The sequence below is a fragment of the Amycolatopsis sp. NPDC006125 genome (assembly GCF_040614195.1).
Lineage (GTDB): Bacteria > Actinomycetota > Actinomycetes > Mycobacteriales > Pseudonocardiaceae > Amycolatopsis_E > Amycolatopsis_E tucumanensis.
Genome location: NZ_JBEXTZ010000146.1, coordinates 1 through 15,340, shown reverse-complemented (window position 1 = coordinate 15,340; position 15,340 = coordinate 1). Strand labels below are relative to the sequence as shown.

The 15,340-nt window shown below is 74.1% G+C and carries 13 protein-coding genes and 1 rRNA gene; 12 read left to right on the top strand and 2 right to left on the bottom strand.

The annotated features are described in order from the left end of the window. The 9 genes from rrf to ABZ193_RS40335 all read left to right on the top strand — a co-directional run. A 5S ribosomal RNA gene (gene rrf, locus ABZ193_RS40375) occupies nucleotides 1-93 on the top strand; the annotation flags it as partial. Between the two features lie 97 nt (nucleotides 94-190). Further along, nucleotides 191-2,827 (top strand): hypothetical protein, encoded by a 2,637-nt coding sequence (locus ABZ193_RS40370; RefSeq protein ID WP_354714005.1) that lies wholly within the window; start codon nucleotides 191-193, stop codon nucleotides 2,825-2,827. Beyond that, a complete protein-coding gene (locus ABZ193_RS40365) occupies nucleotides 2,820-3,830 on the top strand; it encodes an HAD-IIA family hydrolase (protein ID WP_354714003.1) in 1,011 nt (336 codons plus the stop codon). The genes ABZ193_RS40370 and ABZ193_RS40365 overlap by 8 nt, the downstream gene beginning before the upstream one ends. Nucleotides 3,831-3,840: 10 nt before the next feature. Beyond that, nucleotides 3,841-4,050 (top strand): hypothetical protein, encoded by a 210-nt coding sequence (locus tag ABZ193_RS40360; RefSeq protein WP_237338566.1) that lies wholly within the window; start codon nucleotides 3,841-3,843, stop codon nucleotides 4,048-4,050. A 4-nt stretch (nucleotides 4,051-4,054) separates the two neighbouring features. Continuing rightward, complete coding sequence (locus ABZ193_RS40355; protein WP_354714001.1) at nucleotides 4,055-4,864, top strand: TlyA family RNA methyltransferase; 810 nt, start codon at nucleotides 4,055-4,057, stop codon at nucleotides 4,862-4,864. After that, a complete protein-coding gene (locus ABZ193_RS40350) occupies nucleotides 4,861-5,772 on the top strand; it encodes an NAD kinase (RefSeq protein WP_017982001.1) in 912 nt (303 codons plus the stop codon). The genes ABZ193_RS40355 and ABZ193_RS40350 overlap by 4 nt, the downstream gene beginning before the upstream one ends. A 47-nt stretch (nucleotides 5,773-5,819) precedes the next feature. After that, nucleotides 5,820-7,610, top strand: coding sequence for a DNA repair protein RecN (gene recN / locus ABZ193_RS40345; protein ID WP_354713999.1), 1,791 nt, complete (start codon nucleotides 5,820-5,822; stop codon nucleotides 7,608-7,610). A 103-nt stretch (nucleotides 7,611-7,713) separates the two neighbouring features. After that, nucleotides 7,714-8,898 carry a putative cytokinetic ring protein SteA gene (steA, locus tag ABZ193_RS40340; RefSeq protein WP_020420660.1) on the top strand — a complete coding sequence of 395 codons (1,185 nt, stop codon included), beginning with the start codon at nucleotides 7,714-7,716 and terminating at the stop codon, nucleotides 8,896-8,898. Beyond that, on the top strand, nucleotides 8,895-9,842 hold the full coding sequence (locus ABZ193_RS40335) for a copper transporter (RefSeq protein WP_020420659.1): 948 nt from the start codon (nucleotides 8,895-8,897) through the stop codon (nucleotides 9,840-9,842). The genes steA and ABZ193_RS40335 overlap by 4 nt, the downstream gene beginning before the upstream one ends. A 199-nt stretch (nucleotides 9,843-10,041) precedes the next feature. Here the strand turns inward: ABZ193_RS40335 and ABZ193_RS40330 are convergent, their stop codons facing one another. Further along, on the bottom strand, nucleotides 10,042-10,881 hold the full coding sequence (locus ABZ193_RS40330) for a TIGR03621 family F420-dependent LLM class oxidoreductase (protein WP_354713997.1): 840 nt from the start codon (nucleotides 10,879-10,881) through the stop codon (nucleotides 10,042-10,044). A 157-nt stretch (nucleotides 10,882-11,038) separates the two neighbouring features. Between ABZ193_RS40330 and ABZ193_RS40325 the strand changes: the two genes are divergently transcribed. Continuing rightward, on the top strand, nucleotides 11,039-11,863 hold the full coding sequence (locus ABZ193_RS40325) for an LLM class flavin-dependent oxidoreductase (RefSeq protein ID WP_354713995.1): 825 nt from the start codon (nucleotides 11,039-11,041) through the stop codon (nucleotides 11,861-11,863). On the opposite strand, the gene aroA is transcribed toward ABZ193_RS40325, so the two are convergent. After that, the gene (aroA, locus tag ABZ193_RS40320; protein ID WP_354713993.1) at nucleotides 11,856-13,142 is read right to left on the bottom strand and encodes a 3-phosphoshikimate 1-carboxyvinyltransferase; all 1,287 of its coding nucleotides are present in this window, start codon (nucleotides 13,140-13,142) and stop codon (nucleotides 11,856-11,858) included. The two genes, ABZ193_RS40325 and aroA, sit on opposite strands and share 8 nt — an antisense overlap. A 97-nt stretch (nucleotides 13,143-13,239) precedes the next feature. On the opposite strand from aroA, the gene ABZ193_RS40315 reads away from it, so the two are divergent. Then, the gene (locus tag ABZ193_RS40315; RefSeq protein ID WP_237338560.1) at nucleotides 13,240-14,940 is read left to right on the top strand and encodes a CTP synthase; all 1,701 of its coding nucleotides are present in this window, start codon (nucleotides 13,240-13,242) and stop codon (nucleotides 14,938-14,940) included. Further along, a partial coding sequence (locus ABZ193_RS40310; RefSeq protein WP_354713991.1) for an NUDIX hydrolase occupies nucleotides 14,937-15,340 on the top strand: 404 nt, incomplete at its 3' end. The genes ABZ193_RS40315 and ABZ193_RS40310, both read left to right, overlap by 4 nt.

Genomic DNA, 15,340 nt, shown 5'->3' with positions numbered 1-15,340 from the left:
ACGCCCGGTCCCATTCCGAACCCGGAAGCTAAGCCTGCCAGCGCCGATGGTACTGCACCCCCGCGGGTGTGGGAGAGTAGGACACCGCCGAACACCCTTTCCCAAGGGCCCGTTAGGATAGCCGATTGGCTCGCCTGACGGGCCTTTGGTGCGTTTACTGATCTTCACAACCTAGAAAGAGGAGGCCCAGGTGGCGGACTTCGGGCGGCGCGACTTCGACGGCGCTGCATCCGATCGCCCCCGGCGCCGCGATACGGCTCCCGGCGCAGGACGATCGGGAGCGCAGCGAGGCACCCCGCGTGGCAAGGCGGGACAGGGTGGCCGGTCGGGCGGATATGGCCGGCAGGACGACAAGCGATCCGGCGGACGCGACTTCGGCGACCGCCGGGGCGGCGAGAGCAACCGCTCGAGCTGGAACCGCGACGACGACCGCCGCGGGAACAACCGCGGCGCCGACGACCGGCGCGGCGACCGCCCGGGCTGGAACCGAGACGAGCCCCGCCGCGGCGGCTGGAACCGTGATGACAACCGCGGCGGTCGCCCGTCCGAGGGACGCGGCGGTTGGAACCGTGATAACAACCGCGGCGGCCGCTCCTCCGAGGGACGCGGTAGCTCGAACCGTGACGACAACCGCGGCGGCCGCTCCTTCGAGGGCCGTAGTGGCTGGAACCGTGATGACAAGCGCGGTGACCGCTCCGCCGAGGGACGCGGCGGCTGGAACCGGGACGACAAGCGCGGTGAGCGTTCGTTCGACAACCGCGGAGGTCGCCCGTCCGAGGGGCGTGGCGGCTGGAACCGCGACCACAACCGCGGCGGGCGTTCGTCCGAGAGCCGCGGTGGCTGGAATCGTGACGACAGTCGCGGCGGGCGGGATGACCGGCGTGGTGGCCGGCCCTCCGAGGGCCGTGGTGGCTGGAACCGCGACGACAAGCGTGGTGAGCGTTCGTTCGACAACCGTGGCGGGCGTGACGATCAGCGCGGTGGCCGCTCCTTCGACCGTGGTGGCCGGCCCGCCGAGGCCCGCGGCGAGCGTCGTGACTTCGACCGCGGCGGTCGCTCTTCCGAGGGCCGTGGTGGCGAGCGTCGCGACTTCAACCGTGGTGAGCGGTCCTTCGACAACCGTGGCGGGCGGTCCTTCGACGAGCGTCGTGGGGAGCGGCCGGGCTGGAAGCGCGACGACGACCGGCGTGGCGGCGGCTACGGCAAGCGGGACGACGACCGTTCCGGCCCGCGCCGTGACGGCACCAGGTCGGGCGGGCGCCGCTTCGACGACCGCGACTCCAGCCGGACGCGCGGCAAGTTCGACCGGGGCGACCGGCCGGCCCGCAAGCCCGGCGACGACCGCGCCAGTGGCCGCTTCGAGCGCGACGACCGCTCCGGTGGCCGTTTCGAGCGCGACGACCGTTCTGGCGGCCGGTTCGTGCGCGACGACCGTTCCGGTGGTCGCTTCGAGCGTGGCGACCGTGCCGGTCGGCAGTTCGATCGTGGCGACCGGTCGGGTTGGAAGCGCGACGAACGGTCCGAGGCTGCCGCGGAGACAGCGGAGGAGCGGCTGGACGAGGCTCCGGCTCGGAACTCCGCAGACGACGTGGTGACCAGCAGTTCTACGGCCGCCACGATCAGCGAAGGCGAGGTCGCCGACCAGGCGGACGCGACCCGCGCCGACCAGGCGGACGCGACCGGCGCCGACCTCGTGGACGCTACCGGCGCCGCCGGTGACGACAGCACCTTCGAGGACCGCGCTGCCGAGGACCGCGCTGCGGACACCCGGGGCGGAAGCGCCGACACGGACGGGCCCGATGAGGGTGCCGGCATCGCCGATGAGGACGCGGCAGGCAGGCCCGGAGAGGGCGCCGGCACCGGCGGCGACGACACCGCGGGCAAGCCCGGCAAGCGCGTCGGCTCCGCCGACGACAGCGCCGCGGGTAGGCCCGCTGCGAACCTTCCGGACGACGCCACCGCCGACGAGGACCTCGCTGACGGCTTCGACGAGGACGAAGCCATCGAGCAGGTGGCCTCGCCGGTCGCGCGTGAGGACGACGTCGAGATCGCCGACGCCGAGTTCCGTGACGCGCGCCGTGCGGAGCGGCGGTCCGACGATCGCCGCGGGAAGCGGGGTGGCCGGGACCTCGACGACGCGGCCCTCGCGCGGGAACTGCTCGAAGCTCCGGAACTGCCGGAGGACATCGAGTACAGCGACCTCGACCCGGACGTCCGGCGCGAGCTGCGCTCCCTGCCGAAGTCGCTCGCCGAGACCGTCGGCAAGCACCTCGTCGCGGCGGGCAACCTCATCGACACCGACCCGGAGGCCGCCCTGGCGCACGCCAAGTACGCCAAGACCCGCGCCTCCCGGATCCCCATCGTCCGCGAGGCGCTCGGCCTGGTGTCCTACCACGCCGGCCGCTGGCAGGAAGCCCTGGCCGAGCTGCGGGCCGTCCGCCGGATGACCCACACCGACCAGCACATCGCCGTCATCGCCGACGCCGAGCGCGCCCTCGGCCGCCCCGAGCGGGCCCTCGACCTCGCCAAGGAGATGCAGGGCCGCAAGCTGCCGCGCGACGTCGAGATCGAGCTGAAGATCGTCGCCGCCGGGGCGCGGCGCGACCTCGGCCAGGTGGACGCCGCCGTCGTCTCCCTGCAGGGCGACGACCTCGATCCGCGCAAGCGCGACCCGTGGAGCGCCCGGCTGTTCTACGCCTACGCGGACAACCTCGTCGCGGCCGACCGCACCGAGGAAGCCCTCCGCTGGTTCCTGCACGCCGCCGAGGCCGATGCGGAGGACGAGACCGACGCCGCCGAGCGCGCCGCGGAGCTCGCGAATGGCTGACGCCCTCCAGGCCGCCTACGACGCGTTCCTGTTCGACCTCGACGGAACCGTCTACCACGGCCCCCGGCCCATCCCGGGGGCCGCGGCGGCCATCCGGCAGCTGCGTGACCAGGGCGCCGCGGTGCGCTTCGTCACCAACAACGCCTCCAAGGCGCCCGGGGACGTCGCGGACCACCTCCGCGCGCTCGACGTCGACGCCACCCCGGACGAGGTCAGCACCAGCGCCCAGGCCGCGGCCCGGCTGCTCGGTGAACGGCTGCCCGCCGGGGCGGTCGTCCTCGTCGTCGGCACCGACGCGCTCGCCGGCGAGATCGCCGCCGTGGGCCTGGAGCCCGTGCGCGAGGCCGGGGACGACGTCGCCGCCGTCGTGCAGGGCCACAACCCCGCCACCGGCTGGGCCGACCTCGCCGAGGCGTGCGTCGCCATCCGCGGCGGCGCCCTGTGGGTCGCCTGCAACGTCGACACCACCCTGCCCACCGAACGCGGCCTGCTGCCCGGCAACGGCTCGATGGTCGCCGCCCTGCGCACGGCCACCGGCGCCACCCCCGAGGTCGCCGGCAAACCAGAGGCCCCGCTGTTCCACACCGCCGCGAAGTCGGCGAACGCGAGCCGCCCCCTTGCGATCGGGGACCGGCTGGACACCGACATCGCGGGTGCCGTCACCGCGGGCATGGACTCGCTGTGCGTGCTCACCGGCGTCGCGACCCCCGCCACTCTCGTCACCGCGGTCCCCGCCGAACGGCCGACCTACCTGGGCGCCGACCTCGGCGCCCTCACCGAACCCGCGGACGACCTGCGCGTCGCCCCGCAGGACGGCTGGGACGTCCGCCGCGACGGGGACACGCTCGTCGCGACCGGCGACGGCGACCCGCTGGCCCTGCTGCGCACCCTCTGCGCCGTCGCCTGGGACACCGGCGTCACCGCCCTCCGGGCCGGGGACGACCGGGCCGGAAAAATCCTCGCGGAGCTGGGGCTGCCGTCCGGCGGCCAGCCGATCCGTTAGCGTGGTGACCGTGCAGCACCAACCGACTCCGCAACCGCCGCGACCGGTCCCCGGGCCGCCGCCGGCCGCCGCGCCGCAGCAGGACCCGCGCGCCGGCATCGAGGAGGCCATGGCCGCGCTCGACGACCTGGACCGGATCCCGCTCGCCGAGCACGTCGAGCGCTTCGACGCCGTGCACGCCGAGCTCACCACCGCCCTGTCCAGCATCGACAAGGTGTGAGGCGATGCCCCGCAGGGCCCGCCTCGACGCCGAACTGGTGCGCCGCGGCCTCGCCCGCTCCCGCGAGCACGCCAGCACGCTGATCAGCGAGGGCAAGGTGACCGTCAACGGCATGGTCGCCAGCAAACCCGCCACCGGCGTCGAGACCGGCGCGCCGATCGTCGTGAAAGCCACCGACGACCCGGGCTGGGCGTCCCGCGGCGCCCACAAACTGCTCGGCGCGCTCGAGGCCTTCGAACCGGCCGGGCTGTCCGTCGGCGGCAAACGCTGCCTGGACGCGGGCGCCTCGACCGGCGGGTTCACCGACGTCCTGCTCCGCCGCGGCGCCGCCCAGGTGGTGGCCGCCGACGTCGGCCGCGGCCTGCTCGACTGGCGGCTGCAGACCGACGAGCGCGTCGTCGTGCTGGACAAGACCAACGTCCGCAACCTGACCCCGGAGCAGTGCGGCGGACCGGTCGACCTGGTCGTCGGCGACCTGTCGTTCATCTCGCTGCGCCTGGTCCTGCCCGCGCTCGCCGCCTGCGCGACCGCCGATGCCGACCTTGTCCCGATGGTCAAACCGCAGTTCGAGGTCGGCAAGGAACGCCTCGGCAGCGGCGGCGTGGTGCGGGACCCGGAACTGCGCGCCCGCGCCGTCCTGGACGTCCTGGACGCCGCCGCCGGACTGGGCCTGCACCCGCACGGCGTGGTCGCGAGCCCGCTGCCGGGACCGTCCGGCAACGTCGAGTACTTCGCCTGGCTGCGCCGCGACCCGGCGCCGGACCAGGACGTCGAGCAACTGGTCCGTGACGCGGTCGGGAAGGGGCCCCAGTGAGCGAGCGCCGCGAGGTCCTGCTGGTCATGCACCCCGACCGCGAGACGACCAAGGACGCCGCGCGCGAGGTCGCCACCCGGTTCGACGAGGCCGGCATCGGGCTGCGCGTCATCGACGACGAGGTCAAGGAACTGATCGAGCACGACTCCCTCGACGAGCTGTGCACCCTCGTCGCGCCCGGCGACGACCCGGCCCGCGGCGCCGAACTGGTGCTCGTGCTCGGCGGCGACGGCACGCTGCTGCGCGCCGCCGAACTGGCCCGCCCCGCCGGGGTGCCGGTGCTGGGCGTCAACCTCGGCCGCGTCGGCTTCCTCACCGAGGCCGATTCGGACGCGCTCACCGAGACCGTCGGGCGGGTCGTCTCGCGCGAGTACACCGTCGAGGAGCGCATGACGATCGACGTCACGGTGTCGGTCGAGGGCCGGGTCGTGGCCCGCACCTGGGCGCTCAACGAGGCCAGCGTCGAGAAGAGCACCCGCGAGCGGATCCTGGACGCGCTCATCGAGGTCGACGGCAGGCCGGTGTCCGCCTTCGGCTGCGACGGTGTGCTGTGCGCCACTCCGACCGGCTCCACCGCCTACGCGTTCTCCGCCGGCGGCCCGGTCATCTGGCCCGACGTCGAGGCGCTGCTCGTCGTTCCCAGCAACGCGCACGCGATGTTCTCCCGCCCGCTGGTCGTCTCGCGCGACTCGGTGATCACCGTCGGCGTCGACCCGTACGGCTCGCCCGCGGTCCTGACCTGCGACGGGCTGCGGCACATCGCCCTGCCGCGCGGCGCCAGGGTCGAGGTCGTGGCCGGTGAGGTCCCGGTCCGGCTGGCCCGCCTGCACCCCGGCCCGTTCACCGACCGGCTGGTCCACAAGTTCTCGCTGCCCGTCAAGAGCTGGCGGGAACGGCACGCGCGCTGAGGCGAGGCGGCCGCGGATTGTCGGAGCGGACCGCTACGGTGGTCTGCGTGCTGGCCGAGATGCGCATCCAGGGCCTCGGAGTGATCGAGGACGCCCTGCTCGAACTGCACCCGGGATTCACTGTGGTCACCGGCGAGACCGGCGCGGGCAAGACCATGGTCGTCACCGGGCTGCACCTGCTGTCCGGGGGACGCGCCGAGGCGTCGAAGGTCCGCAACGGCTCCGGCCGGGCGAGCGTCGAGGGACGCTTCGAAGGCGTGTTCGCCGGTCACGTCGCCCGGATCGTGGCCGACGCGGGCGGCGAGACCGACGAGGACGGCAGCCTCATCGCGCTGCGCTCGGTGGGCGCCGACGGGCGGTCCCGCGCCCACCTCGGCGGCCGCTCGGTGCCGGTGAGCGTGCTGTCCGACCTGGCCGACCGGCTGCTGGCGGTGCACGGCCAGAACGACCAGCTGCGGCTTCTGCGGCCGTCCGAACAACGCGAGGTGCTCGACCGGTTCGCCGGGGACGACGTCGCCGAGCCGCTGCGCCGGTACCGGGAGGTGCGCGACGAGTGGCTCGCGGTGGTCGCGGAGCTGACGGAGCGCACCAGCCGCTCCCGCGAGATGGCGCAGCAGGCGGACCTGCTCAAGCACGGTCTGGACGAGATCGCCGCGGTCGACCCGAAGCCGGGGGAGGACGCGGAGCTGGCCGAGCAGGTCAAGCGGCTCACCGCGACCGAGGAGCTGCGGGCCGCGGCGAGCGGCGCGCAGGCCGCGGTGTCCGGCGCGGCCGACGGCGACCCGGACCAGCCGGGCGCGCTCGGCCTGATCGGCGAGGCCCGGCGGCGGCTGGCCGGCGCGGACGACTCGGCCCTGCGGGACCTGGAGCCGCGGCTGGCCGAGGCCGAGATGCTGCTCAACGACGTCGGCGCCGAGCTGGGCGGCTACCTCGACGGGCTGGACGCCGATCCGGGCCTGCTCGAGCAGATCCTCGCCAGGCAGGCCGAGCTGAAGACCCTGACCCGCAAGTACGCGCCCGACATCGACGGCGTCTTGGCCTGGGCCGAGGACGCGAACTCGCGCCTGGCGTCGATGGACACCTCGGAGGAGGCGCTGGCGGCGCTGGCCGCGCGGCGGGACGAGCTGGCCGCGCAGCTGGCCGTGCACGCCGCCGCGGTGTCGGCGGCCCGCACCGTCGCCGCCGCCGAGCTGGCCGGCGCGGTCACCGAGGAGCTGTCCGGCCTGGCGATGGGCCAGGCCCAGATCGAGGTGACGGTGAAGCGCCGCGCCACGGACGCGTCCGACCCGCAGGCGCTGCGGGTGGACGGCGAGCTGGTGCACGCCGGCGGCTCCGGCGTGGACGACGTCGAGCTGATGCTCAAGGCGCACCCGGCCGCGCCCGCGATGCCGGTGCACAAGGCCGCCTCCGGTGGTGAGCTGTCCCGTGTGATGCTCGCGATCGAGGTCGTGCTGGCCGACGCCGACACCGTGCAGACGCTGGTGTTCGACGAGGTCGACGCCGGGGTCGGCGGCCGCGCGGCCATCGAGATCGGGCGGCGCCTCGCCCGGCTCGCGCGCACCCACCAGGTGCTCGTGGTGACGCACCTGCCGCAGGTGGCCGCGTTCGCCGACCGGCACCTGGTGGTCGACAAGGGCACCGCGGAGGGCGTCACGCGCAGTGACGTGAAGACGCTGCGCAAGTCCGAGCGGGTGGTCGAGCTGGCGCGGATGCTCGCCGGGATGGAGAGCACCGAGACCGGGCGGGCGCACGCGGAAGAACTGCTCGCGGTGGCCGACGCGGACAAGGAAGCGGCGGCGAAACCGCGCCGGAAGACCGGCAAGCGCACCAAGCGCTGACCGTCCACACGCGCCGGACCGGCGAGGGATCACGGCGAGAAACCGGATTGTGCACGGCGTGTTGCGAGCGGACATCCGGCTTTCGTTTGCCACCATCGGACGCATGAAGCTTCCCGGTCTGCTCAACCGCAACACCGAGGCCCTCCCCGGCATCGTCGGCGTCGCCCGGGTGGACCGGCGCACGCGCGATCTGCTCCGCCGCGTCGGCCCCGGCGACATCGTGGTGCTGGACCAGATCGACCTGGACCGCGCCACCGCCGACGCGCTCGTCGAGGCCGAGGTCGCCGGCGTGGTCAACGCCTCGCCCTCGATCTCCGGCCGGTTCCCCAACCTGGGCCCGGAGATCCTGGTGAACGCCGGCATCCCGCTGCTGGACAACGTCGGCGGCGAGGTGCTGCGCCGCATCAAGGACGGCAGCCGCATCCGGCTGCACGAGGGCGGCGTCTACGTCGGCGACCGGCACGTCGCCAGCGGCAGCGAGCAGACGCCGGACAGCGTCGCCGACCAGATGATCGAGGCCAAGGCCGGGATGTCCACCCAGCTGGAGGCCTTCTCCGCGAACACCATCGAGTTCCTGCGCCGCGAGCGCACGCTCATCCTCGACGGGGTGGGCGTGCCCGAGGTGCGGGTGCCGCTGCGCGACCGGCACGTGCTGGTCGTCGCGCCGGGCAAGGGGCACGCCGAGGACCTCAAGGCGCTCAAGAAGTACATCGCCGAGCACCGGCCGGTGCTGATCGGCGTGGACGGCGGCGCGGACACGCTGCGCGCGCAGAAGTACCAGCCGGACATCATCGTCGGCGACCCGTTCGGCATCGACGCCGAGACGCTCAAGTGCGGCGCCGAGGTGGTCGTCCCGGCCCAGCCGGACGGGCACGCGCCGGGCGTGGCGCGCATCCAGGACCTGGGCATCGGCGCGGTCACCTTCCCCGCGTCCGGCAACCCGGAGGACCTGGCGCTGCTGCTGGCCGACGCGCACGAGGCCGGGCTGGTCGTCACCGTCGGGTTCCAGGCGACGCTGCGGGAGTTCCTCGACCACGGCCGGTCCGGGTCGAACCCGTCGACGTTCCTGACCCGGCTCAAGCTCGGCACCCGGCTGGTCGACGGCAAGGCGGTCGCCGCTCTGCACCGCAGCCGCGTCTCGCTGGGCGCGGTGGTGCTGCTCGTCGTCGCCGCGCTCGTCGCGGTCGCGGTCGCGCTGCTCATGTCCGACGTCGGCGGGGCGTACCTGGACTGGGCGCGCTCCACCTGGGATTCCTTCGCAAGCTGGGTCAAGGGGCTCTTCACGTGATTTCTCTGCGGTACCACATCGTCTCGATCGCGGCGGTGTTCCTGGCGCTCGCCGTCGGCGTCGTGCTCGGGTCGACGGCGCTGAACGGGGCGCTGCTGTCCGGGCTGTCCGACGAGAAGGGCAAGCTCGCGTCGCAGGTGTCCGACCTGGAGGCCCAGCGCAACGCGCTCAACGCGCGACTGTCCGACGCGGACGCCTTCGCGGGCTCGCTCGGCCCGAAGGTCGTCGCGGGCGCGCTGGACCGCCGCTCGGTCGTGCTCGTCACGACGCAGGAGGCGAACCCGGCCGACCGCGACGCGCTGCGCCAGCTCATCGAGGCCTCCGGTGCGCGGGTGTCGGGGGAGCTGCAGCTGACCGACTCGTTCACCGACCCCGCGAAGGCCGACCAGCTGCGCCAGGTCGTCACCCGGCTGCAGCCGGCCGGTTCGACGTTCCCGACGGCGGGCGACCCGGGCACGCTCGCCGGGGCGCTGGTGGGCTCGGTGCTGCTGCTCAACAAGGACACCGCACAGCCGCAGTCCACAACGGACGAATTGGCCGCGGCGATCGCGGGCCTGCAGGACGGCGGGTTCGCCAACGCGAGCCCGGGCATCGGGCCGGGCCAGCTGGCGCTGGTGCTGACCGGCGGCCAGGCGACCGGCGACGGGGCCGGCGACAAGGCCGCGACGCTGGCCCGGTTCGCCGCGCAGCTGGACCGCTCCGGCGCGGGCACGGTGCTCGCCGGGGACCCGGCGTCGGCCGAGGGCACCGGCGCGATCGGCTTCGTGCGGGCCGACACCTCGGCGACGTCCATCCTGTCCACTGTGGACAACGCGAACACGGCTGCCGGGCGGATCAGCGCCGTGCTGGCGCTCAAGGAACAGCTGGACGGCGGGACCGGGCGGTACGGCATCGCGGGCAACGCGCAGTCGCCCGCGCCCGGGGTCGCGCAGCCGGGCAGCTGACCACCGCCGCTGCCCGCCGGGGATGACCCGGCGGGCAGCTGAGTTCCGCTGCCTCGCCGGGGCTGCGGGTGGCGGCTCGCCGACGCGGGCAACGCTCGATCGCCGCTGCCCGCTGGGCTCCACCACGGCGGGCAGCGTATAACGACCTATACCGCGCCGCTCTGAGTCATCAGATCTTGGGCGATCAGGTCCGGGGCGATCAAGTCCCGGCGAGGCGCTCGACCACCGGGATCGCCGCTTCCAGCGCGTGGGCGTTGATCGTGACGTAGGACAGCCCGAGCTCGTCCCGGCGGCGGCGCAGCGTGTCCACCACCGTCGCCGGGTCGCCGGTCAGCACCGCCGGGTTCGTGTTGTCCCTCGCCGCCGCCGGGTCGATGCCGAACTGCCGCATCCACTCCGGGAGCGGGCCGTCGCCGATGGCGAACACGTTCACGCTCAGCTCCAGCTCGTCGAAGCGGGCGCCGGCCGCCTCCCGGAGCACCGGCAGGCGCTCGCGCAGCTCCTCCTCACTGCTGGTGTGCACCGCGACGATGTCGGCCTCCTGGGCGGCCAGCCGCAGCAACCGGGTCCCGCTGCCCGCCACCATGATCGGCGGCGCGGGCTGCTGCACCGGCGTGAACGTGCCGTCGGCGAACAGCTTCCGCACCGCCTGGATGGCCTCGCCCACCTGCCGCACCCGCTCGCCGGCGCTGCCGAACGGCACGCCCAGCAGCTCCGCCGTGCCGCCGGCGTCCCCGCGGCCCGCGCCCAGGCCCAGCTCGAACCGGCCTTCGGACAGCTGGTCGAGCGTCGCGGTCTCCCAGGCGATGCGGCCGGGGGAGTGCATCGGCGCGGCGAGCACGAACGTGCCGATCCGCAGCCGGGAGCTCGACGCGGCGACCGCGGCCAGCGCCGGGACCGACGCCTGCACCCCGGCCGCGTCGGGCACCAGCAGCGTGTCGAAGCCGAGGTCCTCGGCGCGGCGGGCCAGTCCCGCCCAGTGGCTCGCGGGACCCGGCTGCCCGGTGACCAGCCCGAACCGGAAACGGCGATCGGTCATGAAAACCAGCCCTTCCCCAGATGATCTTGCGCTAAGATCGAAAGTACTCCACGGGACCGTGCCTGCCACCGAAGTACAGCCGCAGAGGCAGCACCGCGAAAAGAGTCCGGAGCGGGCGGCACTGTCAGTTCGCCATGCCCGTTCTCTGGAGGAATTCATGCATTTCGGTCTCGGCCTGCCCATCGGCAGCCCCGAACAGCTCACCGACTGGGCGCGTCTGGCCGACGACGGCCCGTTCCGCACGCTCGGCCTGCTCGACCGGATCGTCTACGACAACCCCGAGCCGCTGGTCACCCTCGCCCTGCTCGCCGGCGCCACCACGCGCGTCCGCCTGCAGACCGAGGTCCTGCTGGCCCCGCTGCGCGAACCCGCCCTGCTCGCCAAGCAGGCCGCCACGCTGGACCGGCTCTCCGGCGGCCGCTTCACCCTCGGTCTCGGTGTCGGCGGGCGCGCCGACGACCACCAGGCCACCGGCACCGACCCGCGTCAGCGCGGCCGGGTCCTCGACGAGCAGATGACCCGCATGCGGCGGATCTGGTCCGGCGCCGAAGGGATCGGGCCCGCCCCGGCCACGCCCGGCGGTCCCGAGGTCCTGTTCGGCGCCTTCGCCGACCCCGCCCTGGAGCGGATCGCCCGGCACGGCGACGGGTTCCTGTGCGCCGCGCCGCCGAAGTGGGCGGGCGACCTGTTCGCCAAGGTCGAGCGGTTCTGGGCCGACGCGGGCCGTGACGGCCGCCCGCGCATGGTCGCCCAGATCAACGTCGCGCTGGAGTCCGATGTGGACGAGGCACGCGCGGCCATCGCCGCCTACTACGCCTTCAGCGACTACGGCAGGAACATGGTCGAGGGGATGCTCACCACGCCGGAGCAGGTCCGCGAAGCGGCCAAGCACTTCGCGGACCTCGGCGCCGACGAGCTGATGCTCTACTGCTGGGGCACCGACCCGGGCCAGGTCGGCAGGCTGGCCGACGTGGTCAGCTGAGCATCTCCGCCCAGGCGGTGGTGAACCCGGGGAAGGTCTTGCCGACCGTCGCCGGGTCCTCGACCTCCACACCGGGGACCCGAAGGCCGAGCACCGCGCCGGCCATCACCAGCCGGTGGTCCTCGTAGGTGTGGAACACGCCGCCGTGCATCGGGGCCGGGGTGATCGCCAGACCGTCCGCGGTCTCGGTCACCCCGGCGCCCAGCGCGGACAGCTCGGTCGCCAGCGCCGCCAGCCGGTCGGTCTCGTGCCCGCGCAGGTGCGCGACGCCGGAGATGACCGACGGCCCGTCGGCGAAGCACAGCAGCGCGGCGATCACCGGGGTCAGCTCGCCCACCTCGTGCAGGTCGAGCCGCGCGCCCGGGATTTCGCCCGTTCCAGTGACGGTCAGCCCCTCCGGAGTCAGCTCGACCCGCTGGCCCAGCTCGGTCATCAGGCTGCGCAGCCAGTCACCCGGCTGGGTGGAGTACTCCGGCCAGCCGGGGATGCGCACGGTGCCGCCCGCGGCCGCCGCGGCCACCACGAACGGCGCCGCCGTGGACAGGTCCGGCTCGACCGTGAAGTCCGGGCAGGACAACCGCGCCGGGCCGACGTGGAACTCCTGCCCGTCCCGCTCCGGGGACGCGCCGAACCGGCGCAGCATGTCCAGCGTCATCGCGATGTGCGGCTCACTCGGCGGGGTGCCGCCGGTCAGCCGCACCGTCACCCCGGCCTCGAACGCCGGGCCGGCCAGCAGCAGGGCCGACAGGAACTGGCTGGACGCGCTGGAGTCCAGGTCGACCTTCCCGCCGGGCAGGCCGCCGTGCCCGCGGACGGTGAACGGCGGCGCGCCCCGGCCCTCGTCGTCGATGTCCGCGCCCGCCTCGCGCAGCGCGGCCAGCAGCGGCGCGATCGGGCGGCGGCGGATGGCCTCGTCCCCGTCGAACGTCACCGGCGCCGAGCCCAGCCCGGCCAGCGCGGGCGTGAACCGCGCGACCGTGCCCGCGTTGCCCAGCACGACGTTCGCCGGTTCCGTCGAGCCGTGCGCCAGCGGGCGGACCAGCACGTCGTCGCCGCGCCGCTCCCAGCCGCCGCCCAGCGACTCCAGCGCGCCCAGCATGAGCCGGGCGTCCCGGGAGTCCAGCGGGGCGCGGACCAGGGTCGGCTCTGCGGCCAGCGCGGCCAGCACGAACGCCCGGTTGGTGATCGACTTGGAGCCGGGGACGCGCACCGTCGCGTCGAGCGGGCCGGGCGCGACCGGCGCGGTCCAGGTGGGCTGGGAAGCGGGGGGCTGGGTCACGGTGCCTCTTTCACGCGCGAACGTCTGACGTGACCCATCGAACTACGTGGGCGCGGCGAGCGAGCGCCCGGGGGCCGGTGCGATAAGGTGGAAGCCCGTGGGACTTCAGCCGCGGACAGCCAAGTACGTTTTCGTCACGGGGGGCGTCGCCTCCTCCCTGGGCAAGGGCCTGACGGCCTCCAGCCTGGGCCAGCTCCTCACCTCTCGCGGCCTGCGGGTCACGATGCAGAAGCTGGATCCCTACCTCAACGTGGATCCAGGCACCATGAACCCGTTCCAGCACGGCGAGGTGTTCGTCACCGAGGACGGCGCCGAGACCGACCTGGACATCGGCCACTACGAGCGCTTCCTCGACCGGGACCTCTCCGGCTCGGCGAACGTCACGACCGGCCAGGTCTACTCCGAGGTCATCGCCAAGGAGCGCCGGGGTGAGTACCTCGGCGACACCGTGCAGGTCATCCCGCACATCACCGACGAGATCAAGCGCCGCATCATGGCGGTCGCGGAGTCGGACGGCACGGGGCAGCAGCCCGACGTGGTGATCACCGAGGTCGGCGGCACGGTCGGCGACATCGAGTCGCTGCCGTTCCTGGAGGCCTGCCGCCAGGTGCGGCACGAGATCGGCCGGGACAACTGCTTCTTCCTGCACGTGTCGCTGGTGCCCTACCTGGCGCCGTCGGGCGAGCTCAAGACCAAGCCGACGCAGCACTCGGTCGCCGCGCTGCGCAACATCGGCATCCAGCCCGACGCGCTGGTGTGCCGGGCCGACCGCGACCTGCCCGAGGACCTCAAGCGCAAGATCGGGCTGATGTGCGACGTGGACACCGAGGCGGTCATCGCCTGCCCGGACGCGCGCTCGATCTACGACATCCCGAAGGTGCTGCACCGCGAGGCGCTCGACGCCTACGTGGTGCGCCGCCTCGGCCTGCCCTTCCGCGACGTCGACTGGACGGTGTGGGGCGACCTGCTCGACCGGGTGCACAACCCGTCCGAGACGGTCCGCGTGGCGCTGGTCGGCAAGTACATCGACCTGCCCGACGCCTACCTGTCGGTCACCGAGGCGCTGCGCGCGGGCGGGTTCGCCCACCGCGCCAAGGTCGAGATCGTGTGGGTGGCCTCCGACCGCGCGACCACCCCGGCCGGCGCGGCCGCCGCGCTGGGCGACGTCGACGGCGTCCTGGTGCCCGGCGGGTTCGGCGTGCGCGGCATCGAGGGCAAGATCGGCGCGATCCACTACGCCCGCACCCGCGGCATCCCGGTGCTCGGGCTGTGCCTCGGCCTGCAGTGCATGGTCATCGAGGCGGCCCGCAACCTGGCCGGCATCGAGGGCGCGAACTCGGCCGAGTTCGACGAGGGCACCGAGCACCCGGTGATCTCCACGATGGCCGACCAGAAGGACGTCGTCGCGGGCGAGCGCGACATGGGCGGCACGATGCGGCTGGGCGCCTACCCGGCCAAGCTCAAGCCCGGCTCACAGGTCGCGAAGGCCTACGGCAGCACCGACGTGTCCGAGCGGCACCGGCACCGCTACGAGGTCAACAACGCCTACCGCAAGCGGCTCTCCGACGCCGGACTGGTCTTCTCCGGCACCTCGCCCGACGACCGCCTGGTCGAGTTCGTCGAGCTGCCCGCCGACGTGCACCCGTTCTTCGTCGGCACCCAGGCGCACCCGGAGCTCAAGAGCCGCCCGACCCGGCCGCACCCGCTGTTCGACGCGTTCATCGACGCCGTCGTCCGGTACCGCACCGCGGACCGGCTGCCGGTCGAGCTGCCCGAGCCCACCGTGAGCGCGCATTGACCGCCCCCGGCGAGCACGACTTCCGGGTGGTGTCCAGCAAGGACGTCCACATCGGACGCGTGGTCGGGCTGCGGATCGACGAGGTCGCGATGCCCGGCGGCGGCACCGCCAGGCGCGAGGTGGTGGAGCACCTCGGCGCGGTCGCGATCGCCGCGGTCGACGCCGACGGCGCGGTCACCCTGGTCCACCAGTACCGGCACCCGCTCGGGCGGCGGATCTGGGAGCTGCCAGCCGGGCTGCTCGACCACGCCGGGGAGGACCCGGTCGAGGCCGCGCGGCGCGAGCTGGCCGAGGAGGCCGGGGGGGCCGCCCCGCGGTGGGGGTCGCAGGGGGACGGGGGCGCCGCGCCCGGGGGCACCGCAGAGGGCGTGGGGGTGGTGCTGGCGCGCGGCCAGGCCCC

Excerpts from the sequence above, each read along its gene's own strand:
- ABZ193_RS40365 (WP_354714003.1), top strand. The coding sequence starts at position 2,820 with ATGGCTGACGCCCTCCAGGCCGCCTACGACGCGTTCCTGTTCGACCTC.
- ABZ193_RS40355 (WP_354714001.1), top strand. The coding sequence starts at position 4,055 with ATGCCCCGCAGGGCCCGCCTCGACGCCGAACTGGTGCGCCGCGGCCTC.
- steA (WP_020420660.1), top strand. The coding sequence starts at position 7,714 with ATGAAGCTTCCCGGTCTGCTCAACCGCAACACCGAGGCCCTCCCCGGC.
- ABZ193_RS40330 (WP_354713997.1), bottom strand. The coding sequence starts at position 10,881 with ATGACCGATCGCCGTTTCCGGTTCGGGCTGGTCACCGGGCAGCCGGGT.
- ABZ193_RS40325 (WP_354713995.1), top strand. The coding sequence starts at position 11,039 with ATGCATTTCGGTCTCGGCCTGCCCATCGGCAGCCCCGAACAGCTCACC.